The 19231-nt window shown below is 44.6% G+C and carries 21 protein-coding genes; 1 reads left to right on the top strand and 20 read right to left on the bottom strand.

Annotation, left to right across the window (positions count from 1 at the left end; genetic code table 11):
• Positions 1 to 12: 12 nt before the first annotated feature.
• From AC4EG4_RS16525 to AC4EG4_RS16440, 18 genes are all read right to left on the bottom strand, one after another.
• A complete protein-coding gene (locus AC4EG4_RS16525; RefSeq protein ID WP_490988420.1) occupies positions 13 to 294 on the bottom strand; it encodes a hypothetical protein in 282 nt (93 codons plus the stop codon).
• A gap of 19 nt (positions 295 to 313) precedes the next feature.
• Positions 314 to 769, bottom strand: a complete 456-nt coding sequence (locus AC4EG4_RS16520) for a hypothetical protein (protein WP_490988419.1) — start codon at positions 767 to 769, stop codon at positions 314 to 316.
• Positions 770 to 804: 35 nt separating this feature from the next.
• A complete protein-coding gene (mobP2, locus tag AC4EG4_RS16515; protein WP_490988418.1) occupies positions 805 to 1947 on the bottom strand; it encodes a MobP2 family relaxase in 1143 nt (380 codons plus the stop codon).
• The gene (locus AC4EG4_RS16510) at positions 1937 to 2191 is read right to left on the bottom strand and encodes a hypothetical protein (RefSeq protein ID WP_490988417.1); all 255 of its coding nucleotides are present in this window, start codon (positions 2189 to 2191) and stop codon (positions 1937 to 1939) included. The genes mobP2 and AC4EG4_RS16510 overlap by 11 nt, the downstream gene beginning before the upstream one ends.
• A gap of 239 nt (positions 2192 to 2430) precedes the next feature.
• Positions 2431 to 3276, bottom strand: coding sequence for a hypothetical protein (locus AC4EG4_RS16505; RefSeq protein WP_490988416.1), 846 nt, complete (start codon positions 3274 to 3276; stop codon positions 2431 to 2433).
• Positions 3277 to 3918 carry a YddI family membrane protein gene (locus AC4EG4_RS16500; RefSeq protein ID WP_490988415.1) on the bottom strand — a complete coding sequence of 214 codons (642 nt, stop codon included), beginning with the start codon at positions 3916 to 3918 and terminating at the stop codon, positions 3277 to 3279.
• 3 nt (positions 3919 to 3921) lie between these two features.
• Positions 3922 to 5037, bottom strand: a complete 1116-nt coding sequence (locus AC4EG4_RS16495) for a lysozyme family protein (RefSeq protein WP_490988414.1) — start codon at positions 5035 to 5037, stop codon at positions 3922 to 3924.
• A 1-nt stretch (position 5038) separates the two neighbouring features.
• Positions 5039 to 6997, bottom strand: a complete 1959-nt coding sequence (locus AC4EG4_RS16490; RefSeq protein WP_490988413.1) for a VirB4 family type IV secretion system protein — start codon at positions 6995 to 6997, stop codon at positions 5039 to 5041.
• Between the two features lie 11 nt (positions 6998 to 7008).
• Entirely contained in the window at positions 7009 to 7638 is a 630-nt protein-coding gene (locus AC4EG4_RS16485; RefSeq protein ID WP_490988412.1) for a TraC-like domain-containing protein, read from the bottom strand.
• A 2-nt stretch (positions 7639 to 7640) separates the two neighbouring features.
• Positions 7641 to 7934 carry a DUF5592 family protein gene (locus AC4EG4_RS16480; protein ID WP_490988411.1) on the bottom strand — a complete coding sequence of 98 codons (294 nt, stop codon included), beginning with the start codon at positions 7932 to 7934 and terminating at the stop codon, positions 7641 to 7643.
• A 46-nt stretch (positions 7935 to 7980) separates the two neighbouring features.
• Positions 7981 to 10596 (bottom strand): pLS20_p028 family conjugation system transmembrane protein, encoded by a 2616-nt coding sequence (locus AC4EG4_RS16475; protein ID WP_490988410.1) that lies wholly within the window; start codon positions 10594 to 10596, stop codon positions 7981 to 7983.
• 32 nt (positions 10597 to 10628) lie between these two features.
• Entirely contained in the window at positions 10629 to 11027 is a 399-nt protein-coding gene (locus AC4EG4_RS16470) for a hypothetical protein (protein ID WP_490988409.1), read from the bottom strand.
• 42 nt (positions 11028 to 11069) lie between these two features.
• Positions 11070 to 11288 (bottom strand): hypothetical protein, encoded by a 219-nt coding sequence (locus tag AC4EG4_RS16465; protein WP_490988408.1) that lies wholly within the window; start codon positions 11286 to 11288, stop codon positions 11070 to 11072.
• Entirely contained in the window at positions 11285 to 13855 is a 2571-nt protein-coding gene (locus tag AC4EG4_RS16460; RefSeq protein ID WP_490988407.1) for a VirD4-like conjugal transfer protein, CD1115 family, read from the bottom strand. The genes AC4EG4_RS16465 and AC4EG4_RS16460 overlap by 4 nt, the downstream gene beginning before the upstream one ends.
• A gap of 24 nt (positions 13856 to 13879) precedes the next feature.
• Positions 13880 to 15001, bottom strand: coding sequence for a hypothetical protein (locus AC4EG4_RS16455; protein ID WP_490988406.1), 1122 nt, complete (start codon positions 14999 to 15001; stop codon positions 13880 to 13882).
• A gap of 70 nt (positions 15002 to 15071) precedes the next feature.
• On the bottom strand, positions 15072 to 15299 hold the full coding sequence (locus tag AC4EG4_RS16450) for a hypothetical protein (protein ID WP_490988405.1): 228 nt from the start codon (positions 15297 to 15299) through the stop codon (positions 15072 to 15074).
• Positions 15300 to 15326: 27 nt separating this feature from the next.
• A complete protein-coding gene (locus AC4EG4_RS16445) occupies positions 15327 to 15518 on the bottom strand; it encodes a hypothetical protein (RefSeq protein WP_490988404.1) in 192 nt (63 codons plus the stop codon).
• A gap of 294 nt (positions 15519 to 15812) precedes the next feature.
• A complete protein-coding gene (locus tag AC4EG4_RS16440) occupies positions 15813 to 16304 on the bottom strand; it encodes a helix-turn-helix domain-containing protein (RefSeq protein ID WP_490988403.1) in 492 nt (163 codons plus the stop codon).
• Between the two features lie 448 nt (positions 16305 to 16752).
• Here AC4EG4_RS16440 and AC4EG4_RS16435 point away from each other — a divergent pair, with 448 nt between their 5' ends.
• Complete coding sequence (locus AC4EG4_RS16435) at positions 16753 to 16977, top strand: helix-turn-helix domain-containing protein (RefSeq protein WP_490988402.1); 225 nt, start codon at positions 16753 to 16755, stop codon at positions 16975 to 16977.
• A gap of 421 nt (positions 16978 to 17398) precedes the next feature.
• On the opposite strand, the gene AC4EG4_RS16430 is transcribed toward AC4EG4_RS16435, so the two are convergent.
• Positions 17399 to 17860 (bottom strand): SH2 domain-containing protein, encoded by a 462-nt coding sequence (locus tag AC4EG4_RS16430; RefSeq protein ID WP_490988401.1) that lies wholly within the window; start codon positions 17858 to 17860, stop codon positions 17399 to 17401.
• Positions 17853 to 18662: an AAA family ATPase gene (locus AC4EG4_RS16425; protein ID WP_490988400.1), complete on the bottom strand. Its 810-nt coding sequence runs from the start codon at positions 18660 to 18662 to the stop codon at positions 17853 to 17855. The genes AC4EG4_RS16430 and AC4EG4_RS16425 overlap by 8 nt, the downstream gene beginning before the upstream one ends.
• Positions 18663 to 19231: the final 569 nt, after the last annotated feature.

The following is a 19231-nucleotide window of genomic DNA, read 5'->3' as shown; positions in this document are numbered from 1 at the left end:
TTTCTTTAGGATTTATTCTTCATCGAATTCTTCAACCGCTCCAATCAATTCTGTTAAATCCATTTCTGGAAACTCTTCCTGTATGACGGACTCTTCCATGTTTAAAATGAGTTCATTTGTGTCCGAATCCACTGGAACTAAGAAGACGTTCTCTGTCACCATGTTGAGCAGCACTTCACGATCCGATTTCTTCAATTCAATTTCAATCTCTTCTCCATTCACCGAAACCAATACATCTTCTTCCCCGACTTCCTTAATCAAACCCAGTGTGTAATTGTGACTGAATACTGCCATCCTTATCCGCTCCTTTTTTCTATTGATTGTCTTTCCGCTGCTTCTGTTCGGTGATCCGTGACTCAATCAACTCATCCACCTGTTTCAAGAACGGAGGCGCGTTCATATCCGTCGTCATGATGTGATCGATGTTCTGGAGCTGCAGAAGTCCCTGGACCAGTTCAATGAGTTTCTGTGTGTTGCGATCCATATTGTTGGTGCCTAAACGAATCTTGTTTACTTCTTTTGCCACGCCAGCTTCAATCATTTCTTGAACAGAAGTCGTCACATTATGAGAGATGGCTTGCGACATTAAGTTCATATTTGCTTTTTCAGACGTAAGTTGTTTGTGCTCTCTAATGATCAGTTCTAATGCCAGTGAAGCACTTTCCAACGGCAAATTATGTGCAGCTGCGTAATCTTTAAGGTATTGATCTGAGTCCGTATCAATTCGATAGCGGAACTGTTTTTTATTGTGTGTATAGGGCGCTACCATACTTTTACCTTCTTTCTATTTTTCAGTACGGATAATCACCTTTCGTATTCCTTCTCTTGCTGCAATTCTTCGAAAGCCTTTTGGTTTTTGCTTGTTTCCAAATCATCTTTGGCAAAACGATTGACCAAATAGACGGCCTTGTTGAGATCGCGCTGAACAATAAACTTGCTCGGCTTCTTGCCGTTTTTTCTAATAGACTCTTTTTGTTTCCAATCGTATTCGCTCACTTCTTTGAGGATGGTGTTGCCCATGCGTGTATACAAATCCGTCATCTTCGTTTCACGGTACCGCTCTGAATTGGCCGAGTTGCCATACATCCGTTTATGAACGTCCACTTCTTTGTCCAGCTGCTTCTGGAAGTCTTTGAATTCTTCTTTGAAATTCTTTTCGATGTATAGAGTAGTAAGCTTGTCTATCTCCGGCCGGACTTCTTGAATGGCGTTCATGTTGTAGCGCCACATCCGTTTGTCATCCGGCAGCTGCTTGTTGATTTTCTTAAACTGCCGGACCAATTCGCGATTCATAACTTGGTTCTTTAAGCTAGTGAGCGGATCATCTCGCTTTGAATCAATCACGCGCTCTCGGATAAATTCATTGAGCTTTTCATTATGCTTGGAGCGGTCCGTTATCTTGTTGGCCACTTTCGATTTCATCGAATCAATGGAACCCTGTTTTCGTTTGCCCCGCTCCTTGAAGTCCTTCGTCTGCACGATGGCGACGTGGACGTGAATGTTATCCGTGTTGTAATGGATGGCGCCTGTCCAGATGGCTGAATCGATCATCCCTTCTTTCTTCAACATGTCCTGGACAGCGGAGCAGGTTGCGTCTTGAATTTGTTTAGTGTCGATGTTCTTCTTCTCCAAAACACCGCTCTCTTTCAACCAATCGTTATCAAACGAGATGACGTCCTGCCACAAGATGCTGCCGCTCTTCTGCGCCTTTCTGAATTCTTCCTTGAAATATTCCTTGTCTTTATCGTTAAGGCTATCCTTGCTAGACGTGAAGAGCCCAGTCGACTTCTCTTCATTGCTCATGTAGTCCTGATACTTCTCAAACGCATTTACCTTGTCGTGCGTTTCTGCCCGGTCCATGTAATTCAAGTAATCCTTAAACGATGTGCCTCCATAGCTTCCGGCAATAAATTTTGACTTGATGACAACAGCTGGCCTACTCGTCATCGGCCATCAACTCCCGAAGAACACCGACCAAGTTATCGAGACTGTCGGCAGTCTTCTCCATGAATAGCGTATTGACTTGGAGCTGCTTCTCAAAACTATCGTCCGCATTCGAAATCATTTCCAACATCGTTGCCTTTTCAATAAATTCTTTTAGGTAAACTTGACGGGACATCTTCTTTTTTTGGGCCCATTCATCAATTTTTTTGACTGCGTGGGGATCCACATCCCGAATGATAAGATCCATGTCAACACCTCCTTTGGTAAGTACATACCTGAATACGGATATAGCCTAAAACTGGGTGGTGGGAAGAGAAACTGGGTGGTGGGAAGAGAAAGAGCATAAGGGAAATCTGCTATCACTTTCCGTGCTAGACCAGGCGGAGCCTGGGTTTGAGGTGATATCACGAAAAAGTGCGATATGCCTCCACGTGGAGGCACGTAAAACACCCATTTGTCTCCACGTGGAGACACGTAAAATTACCGTTAAATGTTCAAATCGTATTGTTTTTGTTTCAAGCGTTCCACTTTTGCGCGAATTGTTCGGGCATCGTCGCTGATCGTTTGCTTGTCCCGCTCGTAATCTTCAATACGCTTCTCCAGTTGGAAAACCTCGTTGTTTGTTTCGACTTGTTCATCAACGGTTTGATACAGAAGGTCCGCTTGCAGCTGCTCAATCTCTTTGCGAATATCCGCAATCACATCGTCTGCCATGCGGCTCTTGTCTTCTAGGGATTCGATGTCCTGCTCCGCTTCTGTAATTAATTCGCCGGTGATTTCCTGTGCATACTCCGTAAAGTTCCGGTCAGGTATCGGTTCTTCTTTGACCACCCGCTCGTCCGTGTAGATGGTGGAAATGACGTTGTCTTGCTCTTCTTCTCCTTCAACTTCCGCAAACATTTCGTCGTAACTTTTTTCGCTTTTGTTGAACCGAAGTGCCATCTGGTTGAAGTCTTTGGGTACTTCGTTGATGTGGATGATGTAGATATCGCTTTCGTCATAGACGATTTCTGTCGGCAGTTCTGTAGAGAGATTTTCCCGGCTGACGGCAGAGAAGTCGAGCTTGTTCAGGTAATCATCTATGCCGTTCGTGACCAGTGTGACTTCCATCAGTTGTTCTTCTTTGTCGTAGGTCCATTCTTTTACCGTGAACGTCCCGTTCGCCTGCAAATCAAACTCTTCGTTCAATTTGGTTTGGTTAAGTGGAATGTCTTCGGCCATAAAGAGCTTCGAAGTTCCGAAAAAACCGAAGCCCAGAATGAACAGGAAGGCCAGCGTGATGTAGAGAGTCGACATGTTCAGCTTCAGGTTCTTCTTTTTCTTTTTGGCCATCTAGATCCCTCCGTAGTCATTTTCGAGCGGTTCGATTGCCGCTACTTTTAATTGATTTCCTTCTACCGTAAGGAATAGTTTTACGTACCTTTTCTTTTGCTCTTTGTATCCGGAAGAACGGATTTCTTCTTCGTAGGTGTAAAAGACGATGGCTTCCTGTTCGTCATGGGCAGCTGAAAAAACCGTGACTTCGTTGATGGTCACCGCTATTTCTTGTTGCTCTCCAGCCATGCCATCTGAAGCGTATAAGGTTTCGTAAAGACTCTCGGTCATGTAGTTCTGCGCCAGTTTTTTGCGTGCGATATACGTCTCCGAATCGGTTTCAAAAGCATATTCGACAAACCGCTGTGCGGTATTGACGAGTTCATCCGGTTCCGTTCCGGCTTCTGAATTTGTTAGTTCCACTTCTTCGCTCTCAGCTGGAGCGGCGACTTCTTTTGCGTCCAGTTCTTCCTGGAGTGATGCAGTAGTATTCTCTTTTTCTACTAACTCACTTTTGTATTCTGCTTCCGTCTTCTTTGATGTATCGATGGCTCCTCGGTCTACAGATTCATCTAAATTGAAACTATAGACATTAGCGGCCAATGAGATGGCTAGAAGAAAAGAGATGACAATGAGTAATGATTTTGTTGTAAATTGCATTCGTTACGCCTCCTTAAATAAGAAAGGAGCGGGATCCATATAGCCGCCCCACATCTGGGTTTTGATTTCAAAGTGTAGATGCGAGCCGAAGGAACGTCCGGTATTGCCACACATTCCGACTTGATTGCCACCCTCGACCTTTTGGTTTAATTGAACACTGATACGGCTTAGATGAGCATAGGTAGAGAAGGAATTAGTTGCGTGTTGAATGGTGACGACATTCCCATATCCGCCATACGTGCCGGCATAGACGATGGTGCCATCTTTCACCGAGTGGATGGAATCAGCCTCACTGCAGCCTAAGTCGATGCCGTCGTGATGTTCCGGTCCTGCTCCAATGTTCCGCCATCCGTAGTTGGAAGTGACGCGCATGGCATTGCTGACAGGCGATGCAAAATCTCCAGCAATCATGTCCGAATTCCCCATGCTGGCAGACGGCAAATACTTCAGGACGGCGTCCACATACCCGATGTCTCCATAACACGCATTGTGCTGAATGGCTTCCGGCCGGTGACAGGTATAGATGCCGGTGTGCTTCAATTTCTGGTACTGCAATTGTGAAAAGGAGATGGCCAGCTCTTTGGTATAGGCACCGCCATTCTTCAATACATAATCGATGAAGCCGCTCCCGAAGTTGTAGCTCTGCAGCGTCAGCTTCATGTCTTCCCCAGCTCTTTCAAAGACGGAGACAAAATGCTTTACGCCGTACGCAATGCTTTCATCGGGATTGGTGATGCAGCCAATCGACCCGCATTTCGATTCACTGGCTTGCATCGGATCGTTTCCTTTCCCTCCGGATTCCTGCATCATCAACGCCAGCAATAATTCGGTCTGGCCTTCCATGTTGTGCTTGGCCAGCTCATTCGAAATGGGCTCCCGGTATTGGGCCACTTCTGAGGAAACCGATGCCGGTCCCGTACTTACCCCCACGCCCGAAGAGCTGTCGTCGGAACTGGAGAACATGGAGAAGAGCCCGGCTGTGAAGATTAGTAGAATACCAATTGCCAGAGCAGATCCGGCAATGATCAGTTTGACTTGCATGCCGATGGGGTTGTATTTCAGCAAGGCTAGCTTGATTGCGGTCTTAGCCAGTTGAGCCTTTGAACGTGGCTGCGGCATTTTACGCACCCCCACCAAACATCGCCAGTTCTCGTTTCGATACATCGACTGAAAAGACAATGTTTTTATCTCCAGAAATCGAGAGTACCACCTTCCCAGTTTCAAGGTGCGGAATGACCCGCGTCTCCGATTCGGTCAGCTGGCCTTTGAATACATTCTGGATAGCAGACAAGGATTGGGCATCCTGCTGGCCGATGAATTTGTATTGCGTTAAGTCGAACAGCGCTTTGACGTTTTCCGCATACTCATTGTTAGAACCGTCCGGAACGAAGTCGGAAATGAGATGCGACGCAAAGAAAAGCCCGCCGAAATACTTCCGGGCTTCCCGCATGAATTTGTTCAGGTACAGTACCGCTGGCTGGGAAACTTCACGCGTATTGATGAGGTGATGTCCTTCATCGATCAGGACCAAGAACTTCGATGCGTCCTCAAACGCCAGCTTTCCTTTGTTATACGCATTGAACTGCGGTGCCCCTTCTGAAATCATGCTGTCCCATAGCATGTTCAGAATGCTGAAGATCTGCGCCTGGTAGATTTCCGATTTCAAGTTGGTCAGATTCCGCAGCGGGAACGAGACAATGCCTTCATCGTCGAAACTTTCGATGGAAGACGTGCCATCGAAGATGCTGCCATAGTTGTCGACCAGGTTCGTCAACGACAACTCGATATTCGACAGGCGCAGCTCCCGCTCCTGTGCTAGATTCTCATGCCGGATTTGCTGATCGAAGTCTTTGTACAGTTCCTTTCTTACTAGAAACAGGAGGTCTGAGAATATCGGATACTCCTCCGCTTTGAATTTGGTAACCGAAATGATTTCTTCCGGATCTCTAGACCACAATTTCCGTTCGACATAGAGTTTGCGAAGCAGAATTTCAAACTCGGTACTCTCGGTTGCATTGGCCTGCGGGTTGATAAAGTTGTAGAAGACGCTCATTTTCGACAGGTGCTGCGTAAAGGATTGCGTTTCGTTTGTGGAGCCATCTTCTTCATTCGTCACCGTCTTGAATACCTGGAGCGGGTTGATGATGCCCCGGGATCCGTCCAAGGCAATTTCTTTGCCGCCCATCTCCTCCACCAAACTTCTGAATTCGCCGGTCACGTCCAGGATGCGGACTTTGTTGCCTTTGCTCGCTTGGTCCATCACGGTCTTTTTCAACAGCGTGGATTTTCCGGAACCCATCTTCCCGATCATCAACGCATTATAGGACTTGCGGTTTTTGTCTTTGTGGAAGAGGTCAAAGACGACACTGCCATTGGTTTCGGTGGTGCCGTAATAGGTGCCATGCTCGTCTGTCAGGCTGGTGTAATGGAACGGGTAGCCACCAGCAACCGACAGTGCTTGAATCTCCTTGCCTCTTCGTTTGTTGATGAATTGCAACTGGTTATCGTAACTGGCAAAAATGCCAGACCACAGATAATCCTGCTCGTTCAGTAAGACCGAGCCTCGGAAGTTCAGACTCTCCAGTTCATCCAACACATGCCGCACCCGCTGCTCCAGCTCTTCGAACGTCTTGGCCTTCACGTATGCCCGAAGATGAATTCGTTTCATAATCTCGCCTTTGGTAATCTGCTTATAGACTCCATCGAGCTCTTCGTAACTGGCTCGGGCATCGATGCGGTCCACGTTGTCTTTGGCCGTTTGGTAGCGGGTATTTTGTTCCGCCATAGATTTGTTGATGGATTCGATGATCTCTTTCCGATCCGCCGTGGCAACATCCAGTGTGACGACGGCATGGTCAATCCGCATCAATTCTTCGAGCCAGAAGTCACCGACCAGGGATTGGTATTTGTAGACATGGATGCAGGAGACATAGCCATCCCCTGTCTTCACGTAGCCGCTCTCGAATTTGATGCCGCCTTGTGGTTGGATCTTCGACAGCAGATAAGGGTTGTATCCCTTTTCCGCTTTCACTTCGTCGTCATTCTTCGGTTTCAATATGGTGCTTAAAAAGTTCAGCATGTCAGGTCCTCCTAGACGTCGGATAGTGGTTTGGAATTCAAGTTGGCCAATTGATACAGGATGCTCAACTTCTTTTCCAGCGATAGTTCACGGAGCGGGTTGCTTCTAGCCATCAGCTTTCGCGCATGGACTTTGTTCTCCAACAGGGCCTTTTCATCGTTTGCGTAGATGAACAGAAAAAACTCGCGATCTGTCCGGTTGTTCTCGAGAAACTCCAAGTCCCGCAATTTCTTTTCCAAGTGCGGCAGGTAATACGGATTCTGGTTTCGCCGGATGTCCCGCATGACATGCCTCTTGGGAATCTCCAAATTGACTGGTGTATTGAGCGGGATGACTTTGACAGAAGGCAAATACGCCTGAAAAAAGTGTGCAAGAGAATAGATGTCGTTGTCTTTGTCGGTTTCGTTCAGCGAATAGATGTCCTTGCTGGTGATTTGAATGATTTCCATGAATTCACCGTTTCGCATTTCAAAAAACTCGGAATCGGTGATGTCGACGATTGGCGAAATGTCAGCAAATGATGACAGGACTTTCTTTTTTGTGCTGTGCGCTTTCCGTTCAGCGGCAATGTCCCGCTCGTCGAGCAAGGCGGTCCGGCTTTTGGATTTCGTGCGTTTCGTCGTTTCATCAAATAAAGCCATCTTTAGTTGCCCTCCTCGTAGTCAATTGCGCTGTACGTATCTTTTTTTCGGACCATCGCATACAGAATCGCTTGGTTCATTCGTTTTTGTGGATTCGTGGTAGGCCGGATAATCAAAAAGAGTCCAAACAAAACCAGGAATCCGGTAAACGGCCAGACCAGCGATGAATGAACGAATGGCAAAGCGATCATCCGGAAAACAATCAAGCCGATGATCAAAAACAAATCGAACAGGTACAGCGCTTTGTTGATTTTTAATTCAGTCGTGATTTCGTTCGGGATTTGGTAGATTCTCATTAATCTCAGCTCCTTTGGGAACGAAAAAAGAGACAGCTGCAAGCAGCTATCTCCCTCTCCGGTAATTCTTGATGCGGTCCAGCGTGTTTGAGCTTTCTTGATTTAAGTGATGCGTACGCGATCTGCGGATATCGTTCGCGTTGGTTTGGTCCGTTTGTTGCGTATCTTGCAGATGATTCCGATTGACCGTTGTTTCATTCACGATGCTTTCGCGGGAACCACTGTCTTGATTGATCGTTCGGCTGGATCCAGTGCTTGATGTAGATGACGAGCCTGGCGCAGCAGGTGCTTCGGACTTGAACCCACCCGATCCAGAAGCAACACTCGTATTCGAGGTCACGTTTCTGGCACCTTGTGTCGTGGTACTTTGAGTTTCGTTAACCCGAACATCTTCATCCATCGTTTGATCACCGCCGGAGCGGGTGATGGTGGTCGTGTTTTGCTGACGCCCAGAAGGAGCACTGCTGGTTTCATGGCGGCTTTGTCCTTCTGCGGAAGAAGGGGCAGCCGGGTTGCTGGTATTAGAGGCTGGAGCGGCGCCCATACCAGAAGTGCCACTCATATTGGTACTCACGTTACTGGCTCCCTGTATTGCAGTACCTTGGGTTTCATTCGCGGTGACCTCTTCATCGATGGCTTGATCACCATCGGAGCGATTGACGCTGGTAGTGCTTTGCGGACCTCCAGAAGGAATCTTGGCAGCATCATTCTGGCTTTGTCCTGCCATGGAAGATGGTGTCGCCGTGATGTCAGAATTCGAACTGGCTGCAGCACGAGGACCGGAATTTCCTGTTGAGCTGCCACGATTTTGGGAATTGCCACCCGCCTGTTCATGGATGCTCTCGCCTTCTTCCACTGTTTGGCCCATCGGTTGTTGTTCCATGTGCTCGTTCTGAATGTTGGTAGCAGCTAATCCCTCTGATAACCCACCACTTGTACGATCAGCATCATTCGGTGAAGGAGCAGAACCACTTAAACCAACCGATCTTGCATGGACTCCAGAAGCGCTAGAATCGTCGCCTTCTAAAACGTTAGGTGAAGAGATATGTCCTCCAGCTGCTCCCGTGCCTTGTGAAGTCTCCTGGGGCCCTTTTTCATTGCCTGGCAAACTGGCTTTTTCAGAATTGGTGTTTGCAGTAGCGGTATTGCTGTTTCCAGCTGCTCCGCTCAAATTCGAACTTCCCTTCGGATTTTCTTTTGAAAGCTCAATGTCCTCATTCGGTGAAGGAGCTTGTCCGTTTTTCTCGATGCCTTTATTTTTATCCGTCCCTGTATTGCTTCCTTTTTGGCCGACCTTACCAGCAACAATGGCTGAATCAGCTGCAATTCCGCCGGCGGACAGTCCGGTTTGTGCTTTTTCTTTTGCTTCACCATCATTTGGCGATACGGCATTTTCAGTAGCCGCTCCATTCTTATTCTGACGACCCGCCGGTTTCTCGTCCTGGCCATTGTCTTTTTCGGAACCGTCAGAACTACTGGAACCACCGGAGCGGTTCATGGTGTTCATTACCGCTCCACCGGCACCAGAAATTAACTTGCCGCTGGCATAAGCCCCAGCCAAGACGCCCCAGCCGTTTTTAAGACCGGCATCAATGCCGAATAATCGTTCCACAATGTTCGGTCCGTCTATAACAGCGACCGAAAAGGCGATTAAGGCAATCAAATACGCTAACCCTTCCAATTCTGCCGCGACGTAGGCCGTACCAATCATATAAATCTTCATTGAGAGAAAAATCAAGATGATGACGAGAAAGGTATTCAAGATGGATTGCATGATTTTCTTTGTTTTTTGGCCATCGTGTATATCGGTTGGAGCCACAAGTAAGGCCAGAATGTAGTTGAACGTTAATTCAAAAGACAGCCTGGCCAGTTTGTATGCGATTGAGAATAGCGTGAATGCCATGACGGTCAACGTGGTCAGTAGCGTGAGCCAGTTGATGTCGTAGCGATAATAGAATTCGTTTGTCCAAGGCAACAATGTGCTGTTTTCCAGCTCTATCAATTCTTTTTCAGAAATGGACCATGTTAGTTTATGTGAAATAATATCTTTGCCTTCAGGCGTTAGTTCTAACTCTTTTCGATCAACGTTCATCTTTTCCGTAACGGATAGGTGTCCGATCATAGAGAGTGGTAATGTGTTCGAAGGATCCAATTCGGTTGTTTCCCAGCCCTTTTTATCGAACTCCAATAAATCCGTGAGCTGCCGTGAAATGATGTTGTCAGATAAAGACCCTTCACCCTCATCGTATAACTCGGTCGTATTGATAGCGTTGATAGCCTCATCCGTAAAATCGTTGACTTTACCCATTCCTTGAGACAGCGCCACAATGATGGCCAGCGCAATAAACAAGTTCATGGCCATGCCTTCGCGATCAAATTTCTTCTGGAATATCAATAAATAACCTGTATAAAGCAGGCTGAACGCTAAAAGAATGTACAAAAAAGGACGTATCGTATCAACGAACGCCGCAATTTCTGGATTCTGAAAGAATTGTTTAACGAGTAATACATCGTCTGTCACATTTTCGAGCCCATCTACTATAAAAGCAAGCCCTTTGACGAACACCCACCCCAACCAGCGAACCATGTCGCTTATTGCGGTACCAATGCTCAAAAACTCGCTGAATTCTTCAATCTTTTCTACAATTTCTGTATCTTTCATGGAACATCACTCCTTATCACCCGAAAAAAGCATTATTCATGAAGGTTCACGAAGTGCTCAACCTCTTCAGTCAGTTTCATATCCTCATAATCTTTTACCGGAAGAGCTCCTTGCACTTTATTATCCTCTATATAGTAGAGCTCACTAAATCGCTCAACCTCATCGTAAGGAAATACTGGACGCTGATCTTCGGTTCCTTTTTCAGATTGGTAAACGTTGTACATAACGATTTCAACTTCCTCGCTCTCTGCTATATCTTTTACATAGCTCTGAAAGGGTTCATCGTTGTCTGTAACAATCAGCATAAAGCCAGCCTTATCTTCTTCCATGTATTCTTTAACGTCTTCAAGATAAATTTGCTTGAAGTATTCTTTTTCCCCACAACCGGCTAATATCAGAATGACAGCCAGTAAAATCACTATTTTTTTCATAGAAAACACTCCTATATATTAGTTATGATAATGCATCGCTACCTATACTTGATTCACAAGTAAGTCCTCGATCATCATGTCCAATTGATCATCGAACTTTTCAACCAATGTCACATGCCTCTTCTGTCCGCTTTCGAGATCCTCTTCTTTATAGACCGTCAACATTCCATCTACCAGTTTAACAGTTAACACGTCCCCTGCGTCGAGCCGATTTTCACGGGACAGCAAATAGCGGTCCAGTAGCTCCAGTTTTTCATTCATACGGTTACAACCTCCTGTTCTTCTTTTAGTTTTGCTAAGACGCCGTTTATCTTCGTTAAAATGACGGAACAGAACTTGTCTTCGATTTGGTGATTATTGGCCAAAACGAATTCCCGAAAGTCGACGATGCCCATTTCCAGGTAGTGTTCTGGATTTTCGGCATCCACATTCCGAAGGAAGGTGCTGTTGAAGAGCTGCTCCACTTTGTAGTGCTGATTCACGTAATCATTAAATTCTTCTTCTTTATTCATTTCAACTTTTCGTTTCTGGTGCTTCAAAGAGCTGCTGTTCTGTTTGGTCACAGCAACACTACCTTCAACCATTTTTTGTTTTTCTAGCAACGACTTTTGTTCTGCTTGATCTACCCGTTCACTTTCTTTGCCTTCATTGACCTTCTGCAGGTTATCGGCAAAGTTATTGGTAACGAACGAGGCACGCAGCTGATTCAGGTCCGTCATGGAATGTTCGCACGGAATATCGATATCGTTAATGGATTTATCGGTATTGTAGTACTCCGACAGGTATTCCCAGCGGTATTTTAATGCGGTTTTGCCAGTCAAGAAAATCGGATAGGACTTAATCCGGTTCCGGTCTTTATCTTGCCGTTTGATGATGCGAATGACGATCATCTCCCCTTCTTTCAGTCCCATGACTTCCGTGGCCGTCATCAGCCTCCTGGAATCCACGCTTTCTGTTTTGGATTTGCTCATGGAAAGCGTCTGGCCGGAGCGGGACTTGGTGAGGATGGTTTCCTCCCCCAGCTTCTTGGAAATTAATTCGGCCGTTGATTCATCTGCAGTTAATAGATAGAGCGTGTTCCCGCAGTTCCCGTCGATGGTCTTCCAATCGTCACCATACAGGTTTTCCAGCTGGGCATACGCCTGGATCACCAGGTTGAAACGAATATTTCGGCCAAGACAGACGGTCACGATATTGGCCATGCCTTCAATCGCTGGCATATTCCCGAATTCGTCCAAGATAAAGATGACTTCCCTATGGCACTTGCCCCCTTCTGAATTCGAAGCGATTCGGGCTAAGTTGGTATAGACTTGCTTCACGTAGAGCGAAGCAATGACATTTAACGTGGCATCGTAATCGGGCACGATCATGAACACCGCTGTGGGCTTGTCGAATTCCATGATGGCCATGATTTCAAAACTCGTATTGTTCACTTCATGTTCCAGAAATCCCTCGTAAATTTTCTGGCCATCTTTCCGCTCCCGCTCGATCAATCCGGTGATGTTCACCACGGTCTCTTCTTTTCCAGCCATTATGGTAAAGGAGTCCCCAACCTGCAACGGGTTCTTGTGGAACAGGGTGAACATGCCATCTGCATCCGTTCGAATCGTTGCTGTTTGATTAGTAGAAAATGTCACGTGAATCCGGGTATCGGGTGCGGCCTTTCCCTTGATCCAGCGCGAAAACCCGATCTTCGACATGTCGAACGAATTTTGGGACGTCAGTTTCGCCGTGCCATCCAGCGTAAAAACACCGAGTTTGGCATTGGCGTTGGCCAAGATGCTGGCTCGGGTTTGCCCGCTGGAGAAGTTGATGGTGGCGTACTGCATTTTAGCCGGATGATTTTCCGGAAACTTGGAAAAGAAATCATCCAGGGCGCTGACTTCCTCCCCGTCTTCATTCTCCACCATCCGTGTGCCCAAATCCGAGAGCATCAGTGCCACGTTATACATATTGATTTTCTCCCGCTCCTGCTTGCATTGCTCGCACAAAGCTAAGATCAGCGCGGTACACAAATCCGTCGCTGAGTTCGCCCAGAATGGATCTTTTGCTTTTGGGTCATGGTAGAGCATGAAAGCCACGGAGCGCGCGTATTGTTGAGATAACGAAAAATTGCCTTCCATGAATGCATCAATCGTGAGCTGCAGTAGATTGTAGGACATGCTTTGAATCGGATTCATGAGATTCAACACTTCCACATGATAGCCGAGCCCTTCTAGCGTTTCTTTGGAGGCGGCGTACAGCTCCCCTTTCGGATCGTTTAAGATCATGCTGGCTTGCTGCTCCGCACGGCTGTAGATATCGATGGCCGAAAAGACAAACGTTTCGCCCTTCCCGCTTCGTGTCGTCCCAATCACCATGTTGTTGACCGGACTGTCATCGATAAAGAGTCTTTTTTTGTAGCGGCCTACCGGCACCCCGCCGCTTCCGTTAAACGTCTCCCCTTTTTCGGGAACGTCGCGGTATTGCTGTTGGATTTCCTTGAACGTCGTGAAGCGGGCGCTGCCTTTCTGCTCTTTCTTGAGTTGGCCATAGTTCGTGAGGTATTTGAAGACCATCACTGCAGCCGCTCCAAATGAAGGCAGGAACAGTACGCCATAAACGACAAATGCTGTATCCACGTAAGGCAAGCTGTAAATCATGGAGGCGGTTAGGTGGATCGGTTCTGGTTGGAGCAGATTGCCGGTGCCGAGTGTTTTTCGGAACACTTCCACTACCACATTCACCAGGAAGTTCAGTGTAAGAAAAAAGAGTGCGAACGACATAGCCAGTATCAGCAATGGAACTCCAACTTTCTTCAAGGTATAGGTGAAACGGTCATTGAGCATGCTCGATATGCCTCCCCTCTTCAGTTAAAGTGCAGCGAGTTCGTCTTTTTTCTTTTTCAGTTCAGTGTTGATGTCTTTTATCGCCTTGTCATCCTTCTTTGCGGCTTTTTTTGCATCCGCTAAGTTTGTCTCAAGCGTGGTGATCTCGGCTGTCAGCACTTCGTACAAATCGATTTTCTGTTTCAATTTTTCGCTATTATTATTATTCAGTTCCACTTTTGCTTCCTCGAGCTTGCCAAGCTTCAGGAGTCCATAGGTTTTCATTTCAGAACGTTCCACTGTCATATTAATAGAAGGAAGGTTCATCATTAGTTCATAATCTCCGTCAAAGTAAGCCAAATCGAATCGAGCTTCGTTTGTCGGGTACAGTTGGTTGAATTCAGTGATTTTCTCGGTCTTTTCCTCTTGGTCCAATTGCGGATTCTTCAAGATGAGCGTTTCCACATAGACCGTATCCTCCATGATTTGAACGGCTTTCTCAAATTCGCCCTTCTCTAAATACAGTGTGGCCAAGATCCGTCGTTGGCTTTCGGTTAATTCCTCTTTTGCCTCAAGGGATGTCAAGAACGTCTCTTCTTCTCCTAACAAACCGTACTCATAGGTTTCAATGGTTTCTTCTTGCTGACTGACTATGCTGCGCCCTTCCTCTAGGGCTTCCTCGTACTGTCCTTGCTGGAGAAAGTATAAAACCCCCAGGAACAGCAGTCCCGCTCCTAAAATGGCAGCCAGGGAATACACCGTGATCCGCTGCCACTTCTTCAAGCGGGAAATACGGTCTTTATCCACGTTGATCAACGCCCGATCGATTTTTTCTTCTTTCTTAAATTCTTCCGGTGTCAGCTTTTCAAGCTGTTCGAGCAAAAAGAGCTTGTCACCCTGCTTTTCTTTATCGACGCGGATCTTCATGGCCTTGTCTTTGATTTGATGATAAATGTTCGGGTAAGCATAGGAACCGAAGTGGAACACGCCTTTATAGAGGTCCAGGCCGTCTTTGCCAATCACAAAAAACTCCGCTTCGGCTTCCCGCTGTTCATTGCGGTACATCAATTCCAATTCGTGTGTTAAGGCTACCGCCTGGCCAAACTCTATCTTTTCATGATTGGGAATTGAGTCCGCGGGTGCGCCCACAAATAATATCTTCAACATCTAGCAGTTCTCCTTTCGTCGGTAAATAGAAAAAAGCCACTCATTCCGGAGCGGCTCTTCCTTTTTTTAATTAAAATTTGATGTTGCTGTCGATGCCTTCGGCAAGCCCATAAGCCCCCATCACGATGACCAGTCCGACGGCTGCACCGATGAACCAGCCGATGGCTTTCGCACGTCCACGGTCTCCGCCCAGCATCAACGTGAACCCTCCGATACAAAAAGCGATAGCTGCAGCAATTAAGCCTAATCGCTGCGCCCATTCCAATATACTTAAACCCGTTTCAATTAATCCATCCATTTAAACCCCTCCTTTGCCAGTTGTCTTTTAGTTTTGTGAAGCCGCGTTCGGACTTGTGGCTTTCCGTTCCTTCTTCAAGAGGTTCATGAGCAACGGAATATTTTCGGAAATCACTTCCTGGTGCTTCTCCTCTAACCAATCGTCATAATCTTTGCCGTTATAGGCCAGGAGATGTTCGGCATTGGTCTTCAGTTCTTTTTGCTCTTTTGTTGCTGCCATTTCTAAAACCGCCTTTCGATTTGGTGGGTAGTAGCACACCCTTAAGAACAGTAATGTTCGGCGAATTTATAGCAGGTTCATTCGCTAACTCTCTGCAGCCTATAGCTGCAGCGCACAAGGTTTTTAGGTAACCGAGAACTACAATCTGGCAACGGAACAACAGCCAATTTTAGGCGACTTTGGCCAAACCATTTCGTCGTATATCCATACCACAGGTTGCCATCTGCGACGGACACGTACTATGAAGTTGTTGGGGTCTTGCTTACTGTTCTTAAGGGTGTGCTACTGACTCATTTACTTAATCTTTTTGATGCCCTCTATTTTCATTAGTTCATCGTGCTGATTCTTTCGTTTGGCCAGCAGCCGTTTGTCTGAAATCACGGAGCGTGTTCGATAATAGAGATCCGTGATATGGCGAACGTCTCCGGATTCTTTCTCCACACCTACTGCCCCCTTCAATACATACGTTTTCCCTTCGAATGTTTTTAAACTGGATGCGGATGCTAAATCGTATAGATAAAATCGTTCTGCCATCTCGTGACCCCTCGCTTCCGTGTTCTTATCCTTAAAGAGGATAGATTCCCAAGGGAAATTTCGCATCGGAATTCCCAATGACTCCACCACCAGCCGCACGTTTTGAGCGGACGGATTTTCATTCTTCCGCTGTTCCCACATACTGATCGTACTTTGCGGAATCTGTTTGCCCGTCCTGTCAGATAACTCGGACTGAGAAATGCTGAGTGCCGTCCGTTGTTCCTTGATCCAGTCGCCAAACCATATAGGCATCTACTCTCCTCCCTTCTACTGAGTTCTGTGGGATTAGTTGATTAGTCAGAGCTTAACAGTATACCGATATTTTTACAACAGTATACTGTTAATAAAATCGGTATACTGATACTAAAGTATGGGTAAGCCTTAATACTAGGCTTTTCAGAAGAATCTGTTTATCAAACTTAGCAAGGGAAATCATCGGATAAGAGAGTGTAAAGTATCATGTTTATTTAAATAGCAAGTTCTCAAATACATGCGCTAGGCAGATACACACCTACAGCAATGACCATCTGATCATTTTTCACTTTTGATCTTTTTTCTGTAAAAGGGTCGAATACCATTGTTAGCACTTCTCGTTTGATGGTAAAATATCTTGGATTAAAGATTTCTGAATGACATGCGAATCCTGTCGCGTCTGAAAATTCGAGATATTGATTAGAATGTGAATGAGATGAGGTATTGTATGCAAATTGATGAGGCCGTAACCACTCGTATCCAGCAGTTACTGACTGAAAGAGGATGGACAACCAATGAATTGATTAAACGCTCTGGCGTTAAGCAATCAACCATATCTGAAATCATGGCTGGTAGATCTAAGTTTCCACGGATTAGTACGATTAAAAAGATATCCCATGGTTTTGGAATGACATTATCGGAGTTTTTTAACCATAAGATGTTTGAAGATTAAGTTTGTTACCAAGCAAGAAAAAATTTTAGTCTTAATATAAGAAAATATAAAAAGGGCTGAGAAGTGATTCTCAGCCCTTTTGGTTTGTTCTATAAATATTTAACTTATTTGAAGTTCATTCTATTTTTTTCATTTTAGTCCGGAGTAATAGATCACTTAGTGATATTAAAAAATTTATCTCGAGTACTAAAATAAATTTGCTTCTGAAACCGTTTAGCATTTATAGTTCAAATTTAGATATTCTACTATTCCGCAGATATATACGAGTATACTAGCATGCTAGCATACTTTAGATTAATCAATTGAAAAGATTATCTAACATAAGTAGAAATATCTACCTAACAAAAGTGGAAATTTCTACTTTTGTTAGGTAGATATTTGTTAGAAAGAATGTGTGAATAACTCTTTGTGCTAATTAATATTACTCTTCATTTTCATTAAAGAATCCTGTCATGTATTCAAACTGCTTTTGCTGTCGATCAGTTAACTCATTTTTTGTATAATACTCGACTAGTTCTGAAATAATAGCATAGGTTTTATTTTCGTCCATAAACTTTCCAAGTACTCCAATTTGAATGTGAAGATCATGTGGAACTTTAATGGATTTTACGTTATTATTTTTTCCAACACTGGACTTTGTTTTACGGGGCCGTTTTGCTATTGTTTCGGGAACAGGGATTATCGACTTATTCTCAATTGACGGAGCCGATATAATGTTTTGTTTAGTGGTTGATTCTTTGTCCACTGGTTCGGTTGGAGTTGATGGTGCATTATTGAATTTAAAATCGTTTTGGCTATTTATTACTACTGGTTTTGGTCTATCAAGCGTATTAGCTCTTGTCTTTTTCTTAATTAATGGGCCTTTCTTTGAGATTTCAGACATCCACATTTTCCTCCTCTAGCCTCTCAAGTTTTTCCTCTATTTCATCGACGACATCTAAAAAGGTTTGATGTGCTTTTCTGTCATGGTGATCTTCGTTTTTTATTCCGGTCATATCCCAAGCTTTTAAACGTTCTAAGTGTTTAATAACATTCTTAAAGACATTGTCTTCACCAAAAAGTTCAGTTGCCCGTTCAACAGTACTTATGTCAACACGTCCCCCAGCTCGCAAAAGAACTGGCAATACGCCTAGAACCTGAATATCGGCTTCATATTCATCTGCCATAAACTGCAAATAGGATACATAGGTTTCTGCACCTTCCAATGAAAGCTCTTGGGCTTGCAATATTATAAGAACATAATCAGAAGCCATCATAGCATTGTCTGAGTAGTCACTGATTGTCGGTGGCACATCAATAAAAATGTAGTCGTAGTTTGCTTTTAGAGGCTCCAAAAGCGTTTTCAATAAAGTGATTTGATCTAAATCATTCTGATAGTTTTGGTATAGAAACTTTGAAAAGTTTTTAAATGATACGGCTGCTGGAATCAAATCAAGATTTTCAGAAACGTTCACAACAACATCTTGGAGATTTTTGTTCTTAAAACCATCGAAAATGGTTTGATCAATTTCTTCAATTCCTGCTGAACGAGCAATTAAAGTGCTTGCATTCCCTTGTGGATCCATATCGACGAGAAGAACCTTCTTATTATGTATAGTGGCGTATTCCCAACTTACCATGACCGAGACCTTGGTTTTACCCACTCCCCCTTTAAAATTTCCTACAACGATTGTTTTAGCTGCCATTACTATTCCTCCTAAAATTTTTTATTACTACAAACTTCTACCTAGCAAACTTCTACTTCTGTATAGTTCTGATAATAACACAGGTAGAAGTTTGTGAGAATGAAAAATAAAATGTAATATAAATGTAATATTTGAAGGTTGTTCCCTACACAGGTAGAAAAGTAGAAATATCTACCTGTGCGAGAATGATATTCATTCTAACAAAAGTAGAAAAGTAGAAATATCTACCTGTGCGAGAATAATATTCATTCTAACAAAAGTAGAAAAGTAGAAATATCTACCTATGCGAGAATGATGCTTATTCTAACAAAAGTAGAAAAGTAGAAATATCTACCTGTGCGAGAATGATATTCATTCTAACAAAAGTAGATATTTCTACTTTTGTTAGAAACTTTGAAAAGATATAGCATATTCTCAGACTGCTAAATGAGTGTTTTAATCCATTTTCCTTAAAATAATATTTATTTTATATATGCAAAAGTAGAAAAGTAGAAATATCTACCTGTGCGAGAATGATGCTTATTCTAACAAAAGTAGAAAAGTAGAAATATCTACCTGTGCGAGAATGA

The sequence above is a fragment of the Planococcus sp. TJ-201 genome (genome assembly GCF_058268495.1).
The sequence above is the reverse complement of the archived record's forward strand: the minus strand, read 5'-3'. Positions and strand labels throughout refer to the sequence as shown.